Origin of the sequence: Protofrankia sp. CiP1_Cm_nod1 (assembly GCF_920888515.1) — a bacterium.
GTDB lineage: Bacteria > Actinomycetota > Actinomycetes > Frankiales > Frankiaceae > Protofrankia.
Genome location: NZ_CAKKTM010000374.1, coordinates 1 through 6,281, shown reverse-complemented (window position 1 = coordinate 6,281; position 6,281 = coordinate 1). Strand labels below are relative to the sequence as shown.

Annotated in this window: 7 protein-coding genes; 6 read left to right on the top strand and 1 reads right to left on the bottom strand. The window is 72.6% G+C overall.

The annotated features are described in order from the left end of the window. The first annotated feature begins 129 nt into the window (after positions 1 to 129). Together efp and nusB are read left to right on the top strand one after the other, a co-directional pair. Positions 130 to 693, top strand: a complete 564-nt coding sequence (gene efp, locus NBX02_RS16710) for an elongation factor P (RefSeq protein WP_250284813.1) — start codon at positions 130 to 132, stop codon at positions 691 to 693. Further along, the gene (gene nusB, locus NBX02_RS16705; RefSeq protein ID WP_445548488.1) at positions 690 to 1,106 is read left to right on the top strand and encodes a transcription antitermination factor NusB; all 417 of its coding nucleotides are present in this window, start codon (positions 690 to 692) and stop codon (positions 1,104 to 1,106) included. Before efp ends, nusB begins: the two co-directional genes overlap by 4 nt. Before the next feature lie 483 nt (positions 1,107 to 1,589). Here the strand turns inward: nusB and bldD are convergent, their stop codons facing one another. Then, positions 1,590 to 2,090 (bottom strand): transcriptional regulator BldD, encoded by a 501-nt coding sequence (bldD, locus tag NBX02_RS16700; RefSeq protein ID WP_013874517.1) that lies wholly within the window; start codon positions 2,088 to 2,090, stop codon positions 1,590 to 1,592. Between the two features lie 310 nt (positions 2,091 to 2,400). Here bldD and pyrR point away from each other — a divergent pair, with 310 nt between their 5' ends. The 4 genes from pyrR to NBX02_RS16680 form a co-directional block, all read left to right on the top strand. After that, a complete protein-coding gene (gene pyrR, locus NBX02_RS16695) occupies positions 2,401 to 3,069 on the top strand; it encodes a bifunctional pyr operon transcriptional regulator/uracil phosphoribosyltransferase PyrR (RefSeq protein ID WP_445548487.1) in 669 nt (222 codons plus the stop codon). A 115-nt stretch (positions 3,070 to 3,184) separates the two neighbouring features. Continuing rightward, entirely contained in the window at positions 3,185 to 4,108 is a 924-nt protein-coding gene (locus tag NBX02_RS16690; protein WP_250284815.1) for an aspartate carbamoyltransferase catalytic subunit, read from the top strand. Then, positions 4,105 to 5,568, top strand: coding sequence for a dihydroorotase (locus NBX02_RS16685; RefSeq protein WP_250284817.1), 1,464 nt, complete (start codon positions 4,105 to 4,107; stop codon positions 5,566 to 5,568). The genes NBX02_RS16690 and NBX02_RS16685 overlap by 4 nt, the downstream gene beginning before the upstream one ends. Next, positions 5,565 to 6,281 (top strand): PH-like domain-containing protein (locus tag NBX02_RS16680; RefSeq protein ID WP_445548486.1); only part of this gene is annotated, 717 nt, incomplete at its 3' end. The genes NBX02_RS16685 and NBX02_RS16680, both read left to right, overlap by 4 nt.

Sequence of the window (6,281 nt, the reverse complement as noted above, 5' to 3'; positions counted from 1 at the left end):
GGGGGCATGTGGGTGGCGGGGTCCCCGGGCCGCGCCGAAGGCGCTGCCCGGGGCAGATAGACTTTCGCGGGATCCCCCCCCGTCAGTCGAACGGGCCAACCTGCTGGTCCGGCTGGAGAGTTGTGCGCAGTGGCGACCACGAATGATCTGAAGAACGGCATGACGCTCGACCTCGACGGCACCCTGTGGAACGTCGTCGGGTTTCAGCACGTCAAACCCGGCAAGGGCGGGGCCTTCGTCCGGACGACGTTGAAGAACGTGCTGACCGGCAAGGTTGTCGACCGTACCTTCAACGCCGGGGTGAAGGTCGAGGTGGCGACCGTCGACCGCCGTGAGATGAGCTTCCTCTACCGTGACGGCGCTGATTTCGTCTTCATGGACAGCGAGTCGTTCGACCAGATCCCGATCCCGCCGGCGGTCGTGGGCGACGCGGCGAGCTACATCCTGGAGAACACGACGGCGACGGTCGCGCTGCATGACGGGGAGCCGCTCTACGTGGAGCTGCCCGCCAGCGTCGAGCTGGTCATCGCGGCGACCGAGCCGGGTGTCCAGGGCGACCGTTCCACCGGTGGCAACAAGCCGGCGACGCTGGAGACCGGTGCCACGGTCCAGGTGCCGCTGTTCATCACCACCGGGGAGAAGGTCAAGGTGGACACCAGGGACGGCCGCTACCTGGGCCGGGTGACGAGCTGAGCGCCCGGTCGAAGGCCCGCAAGCGCGCTCTCGACATCCTTTACGAGGCGGACCTGCGCGGGAGCAGCTTCACCGAGACTCTCGCGCAGCGGCTCGCCCAGGCCGACCCGCCGGTGCCCGAATACACGGTCTCGCTCGTCGAGGGTGTCGTCGAGCGGCTCGCCGACATCGACGAGATGCTCTCCGACCATGCCGAGGAATGGACCCTCGAGCGCATGCCGCCGGTGGACCGCAACATTCTGCGGATCGGCGCGCTGGAACTGCTGTGGCGTGAGGACATCCCCGACGGGGTGGCCATCGACGAGGCGGTGGCGCTGGCGGGTCTGGTGTCGACCGAGCGGTCGCCGGTCTTCGTCAACGGGCTGCTGGCGCGCCTGCTCGACCTCAAGCTGGGCCGGGCCTCCCGCTCGTAGGAGCGCGGGCCCGCAGCGGCCTGGCGGGGAACATCACTGGCGGGGAACATCCCTCGCGGGGAACGCCAGGAGCGCGACAGCTCGTAGGAGGCCCGTCAGGCCCACCGCGGCGCGACCGCCGGGAACAGTGTCGAGGCCCCGCTCGTTCGAGAACGTGGGTGTCCCCGGCCTGGCCGGGTGACATCTCGGAGGATGTCCCGACCAGGCCGGGGGCGAAGCGGCCGGACCTGCTCGTCTTCCGTCGGCGGCACGCGGGAACGATCTGCCGCCGACGGCCGTCCGGACATGACGACGCCCGTGACGACGGCATACGCGGAGACGACGCTGGCTCCGCGTGCGGCCGAGCAGGCCGCCTCCGCCTGCGGCCGAGCAGGCCGCGTGGTCCGCCGATGGCCCCGCCAGGCCCACGTTCACGTCCCGCGGCGACGTGAAAGGCGCGCCCGCGCCGCCTGTGTCAGGCAGGGCCCGGTCAGCGGTGGCCGGTCAGGCCGATTCGCTGATTCCGGCTTCCTGGCCCTGTTCCGGGCTCAGGACGCCCCATGAGACGAGCTGCTCGGTGAGCTTGCTCGGCGAGGTGTCGTAGATGACGGCCAGGGAACGCAGGTCCTCGTACCGGATGGACAGTACGCGGCCGTTGTAGTCCCCACGCTGGCTCTGGATGGTCGCCGCATAGCGGGCGAGTGGGCCGCCGTGTTCCTTCGGAACCTGGGAAAGCCGTTCCAGGTCGAGGACGATGCGCGGAGACTGCTCGAGCGGAGCCACGGTGGAACCCTCGGGGAGGAGCTCTCCCACGGGGACACCGTAGAACTCGGCCAGTTCGGACAGGCGCTGCACCGTAACAGCGCGATCTCCGCGTTCGTAGGAGCCCACGACGACAGCCTTCCAGCGCCCGTGCGACTTCTCCTCGACGCCATGAAGCGAGAGCCCCTGCTGGGTGCGTATTGCTCGCAGCCGAGCACCGAGCGCCTTCGCATAGTCGGACATCGGAGTGCCCACTCCCGTCGTGGTCGATCAGTTGGAACCGGGGCTCTTGCCGCCGGTGGTTACCGATAGTAGTCCTGGGTCGGTTGTCGCTCACCACCAGGGGGGTCGTGTCGACACTTTCTTTGTACCACTTTCTGTAGCCCGTCGATTGCACTAGGCGTTACGAGTAAAGAATTTCTGTGTCACGGACCGTTCGTGTGCAGGCAGTTCATGTTAGGTAACGTGCAGTGACAATGCGTGCTGCCTGATACCGTCATCCGGACCGCTCCTTTAAGGACCGTCCCGTGAGGCGGGGAAGGAGGGCCTGGATATGACCACGCCCGCCCCAGGTAGGCCCACTCCAGGTAGGCCCGGGCCAGGCACCCCGGGGCCAGGCGCCCCCGGCCAGGCCGGGTCCGCGCCCGGCCCGCGGGCAGGCGCTCCCGACAGCCCCGGCACGGCCCACACGGTGCTCTCCGGCGCGGACATCGGCCGGGTGCTCACCCGGATGGCCCACCAGATCCTGGAGAAGACCGCCGGTGGGAACGGCGTCGTGCTCCTCGGTATACCCACCCGCGGTGTCCCGCTGGCCCGCCGGCTCGCCGACCGGGTCCGGGCGGTCGAAGGCGTCGAGCTCGGCGTGGGCTCGCTCGATCCGACCATGCACCGTGACGACCTCCAGCTGCGCGCCGTCCGCCCGCTGGCGGTGACCGACCTGCCGGACGGTGGGATCGACGGCCGCACCGTGATCCTGGTGGACGACGTGTTGTTCTCCGGCCGGACGGTGCGGGCGGCGCTCGACGCGCTGGCGCAGTTCGGCCGGCCCCGGGTGGTGCAGCTCGCGGTGCTGGTGGACCGCGGGCACCGGGAGCTGCCGATCCGGGCCGACTACGTCGGCAAGAACATGCCGACGTCCAGGCAGGAGGCCGTCGCGGTCCGCCTCACCGAGACCGACGGCCGGGACGCCGTGATGATCCTGTCGGAAGGAGCGGGCCGATGAGTCCGGGGGGTGCGCCGGCGCGCCCGGCGTGCCGGCACGGCCGGGCCGTCGCACCGCCGCCCGCCGCGGCTGTGAACGGGCCGGCTGTGAGCCGGCCGGGGACGGCGGGGCAGGCATGATGCGCCACCTGTTGTCCACCCAGGATCTCGGCCGGGACGACGCCCTGCTGGTGCTGGACACCGCCGAGTACATGGCCACCGTCGCCGGCCGGTCGGTGAAGAAGCTGCCGACCCTGCGCGGCCGTACCGTGGTCAACCTCTTCTTCGAGGACTCGACCCGGACCCGGACGTCCTTCGAGCTCGCCGCCAAGCGGCTGTCCGCGGATGTGATCAATTTCTCGGTCCGGGGGTCGAGCGTCTCCAAGGGCGAGAGCCTCAAGGACACCGCCCAGACCCTGGAGGCGATGGGGGCCGACGCCGTGGTCTGCCGGCATCCCGCCAGCGGCGCGCCGCACCGGCTGGCCGCCTGGGTGCGCGGCAGCGTGCTCAACGCCGGGGACGGCATCCACGAGCATCCGACCCAGGCGCTGCTGGACGCGTTCACCATCCGCCGCCGGCTCGGCCGGGTCGAGGGCCTGTCCGTCACGATCGTCGGTGACGTCCTGCACTCCCGGGTGGCCCGCTCCAACGTGTGGCTGCTGTCCACGCTGGGCGCGTCCGTGACGGTGGTCGCCCCGCCCACCCTCGTCCCGGTCGGGGTGGAGCAGTGGCCGGTGGCGGTCTCCTACGATCTGGACGCGGTCCTGCCCACCAGCGACGTGGTGATGATGCTGCGGGTGCAGCGGGAGCGGATGACCGCGGCGTTCTTCCCCACCGAGCGGGAGTACAGCCGCCGGTACGGTCTGGACGCCGACCGGCTCGCGGCGATGCCGCCGTCCGCGCTGGTCATGCACCCGGGGCCGATGGTGCGCGGCATGGAGATCGCCTCGGATGTGGCCGACTCGACCCGCTCGACCGTGGTCGAACAGGTCGCCAACGGCGTAAGCGTGCGGATGGCGGTTCTGTATCTGCTTCTCGGCGGTACCAGGGAGGTGCCATGACGCGGCGCGGCGACACCGCCGGCGGGCCCGCGCACGAGGCCGGGCGCTGGCATCTGCGCGGGGTGCGGCCGCTCGGCGGCGACCCGGTGGACCTGCTGCTCGACGGCGGGATCATCGCCGAGGCCGGTCGCGACCTGTCCGCCGTGGGCGCGACGGTCCTGGACGCCGACGGCCTGGTCGCCCTGCCCGGGCTGGTGGACCTGCACACCCACCTGCGCGAACCGGGCCGGGAGGACGCCGAGACCGTCGCCTCGGGCACCCGGGCGGCGGCACTGGGCGGTTTCACCACCGTGTTCGCGATGGCCAACACCGAGCCTGTCGCGGACACCGCCGGCGTCGTCGAGCAGGTCTGGCGGCTCGGGCGGGACGCCGGGCACTGCGACGTGCGCCCGGTGGGCGCGGTGACCGAGGGGCTGCGCGGCACCCGGCTCGCCGAGCTCGGCGCGATGGCGTCCTCGGCGGCGGCCGTGCGGGTGTTCTCCGACGACGGCAACTGCGTGTCCGACGCGGTGCTCATGCGCCGGGCGCTGGAGTACGTCAAGGCGTTCGACGGGGTGATCGCCCAGCACGCCCAGGAGCCCCGGCTGACCGAGGACGCGCAGATGAACGAGGGGGCTGTCTCCGCGCGGCTCGGCCTGCCCGGCTGGCCGGCCGCCGCCGAGGAGGCGATCATCGCGCGGGACGCGCTGCTCGCCGGCCACGTGGGCTCCCGGCTGCACGTCTGCCACGTCTCCACCGCCGGCTCGGTGGAGCTGCTGCGGTGGGCGAAGTCCAAGGGCTGGCGGGTCACCGCCGAGGTCACCCCGCACCACCTGCTGCTCACCGACGACCTGGTCACCTCCTTCGACCCGGTCTACAAGGTCAACCCGCCGCTGCGGACCGCCGCGGACGTGGCGGCGCTGCGCGCCGGGCTCGCCGACGGCACGATCGACTGCATCGCCACCGACCACGCCCCGCACGCCCCGCAGGACAAGGAGACCGAGTGGATGGCCGCCCGCCCGGGCATGGTCGGCCTGGAGACCGCCCTGTCGATCGCCATCATGACCATGCTGGAGACGGGCCTGCTGGACTGGGCCGGCCTCGCCGACCGGATGTCGGTCGCCCCCGGGCGGATCGGCGGTCTGCCCGGCGGCCTCACCGGCGGTCGGGCCAATGCTCTGGCTGGTGGCCAGGCTGGCGGGCAGGCTGGCGGGCATCACCACCCGCCCGTGGCCGGCTCGCGGCCGTCCCGGGCGGCCGCCCACGACGTGCACCCGGCCGGCGCCGGGGCGCTGTCGCTGTCGGCGGGAGCCGTGGCGAACCTGGTCCTCGTCGATCCGGTGGCCCGGTGGACGGTCGACGCCGGCGCGCTGGCCAGCCGTGGCCGCAACACTCCCTACGCTGGCCGCAAGCTGCCTGGACGGGTCCAGGCCACGTTCTTGCGGGGGCGTCCAACCGTGCTCGACGGGAAGATCGCATGACCGACCATCTCACCTTCGCCGCCGCGTTCGCGGCGCTGCCCGGCGGCCTTCCCCTGGCGGAGCCCGCGCGCGGCCCGGACCGGCTGGGCCTGCACCTGCTGTTCGCCTTCGGCTGCATCCTGCTGTTCATCGCCGCGGTGGACGCCATGCGCCGCAGCTGGCGCCACCGCGCGCGCCGCCAGGAGGAGGACCTGCCCGACCTGCCGGCGGTCCCCGAGACCATCGGTGAGGTGGTGGCCGCGCCGATCAAGGGCCTGTACCTGGGCACGGTGGACGCCGGCCACTGGCTCGACCGGGTCACCGCCCGCGGGCTGGGGGGACGGGCCGACGCGTACGTCTCCGTCCACGACCGCGGCATCCGGGTGGACCGGGCCGGTAACGAGCCGTTCTGGATCCCGCGGGAGGCCGTGCGCGGCGCCCGTCTCGAGCGGGCGCACGCCGGCAAGGTCGCCGGCGTCGGGCGCATCATCGTCATCGCCTGGTCGCTGGGCTCACACGAGCTGGAGACGGGCCTGCGCGGGGACGACCGGGCCCGCCAGCCCAAGGTGGTCCGCGCTGTGCACAGCCTGATCGGCCCGGGGCCGGCGCCCACCGACGGCGAGATCACCAGGCCCCATCCGGTCGGCCGGGCGGTCTCCCGGCTGCGCCCGCGGGCGCTGGGCGCCGCGGGGCCGGGGCAACGCTCCACCCCCGCCCGGCCCACGGGCGGGAGC

Coding starts and splice junctions, on each gene's coding strand:
- bldD (WP_013874517.1), bottom strand. CDS start 2,090: ATGTCCGACTATGCGAAGGCGCTCGGTGCTCGGCTGCGAGCAATACGC.
- pyrR (WP_445548487.1), top strand. CDS start 2,401: ATGACCACGCCCGCCCCAGGTAGGCCCACTCCAGGTAGGCCCGGGCCA.
- NBX02_RS16685 (WP_250284817.1), top strand. CDS start 4,105: ATGACGCGGCGCGGCGACACCGCCGGCGGGCCCGCGCACGAGGCCGGG.
- NBX02_RS16690 (WP_250284815.1), top strand. CDS start 3,185: ATGATGCGCCACCTGTTGTCCACCCAGGATCTCGGCCGGGACGACGCC.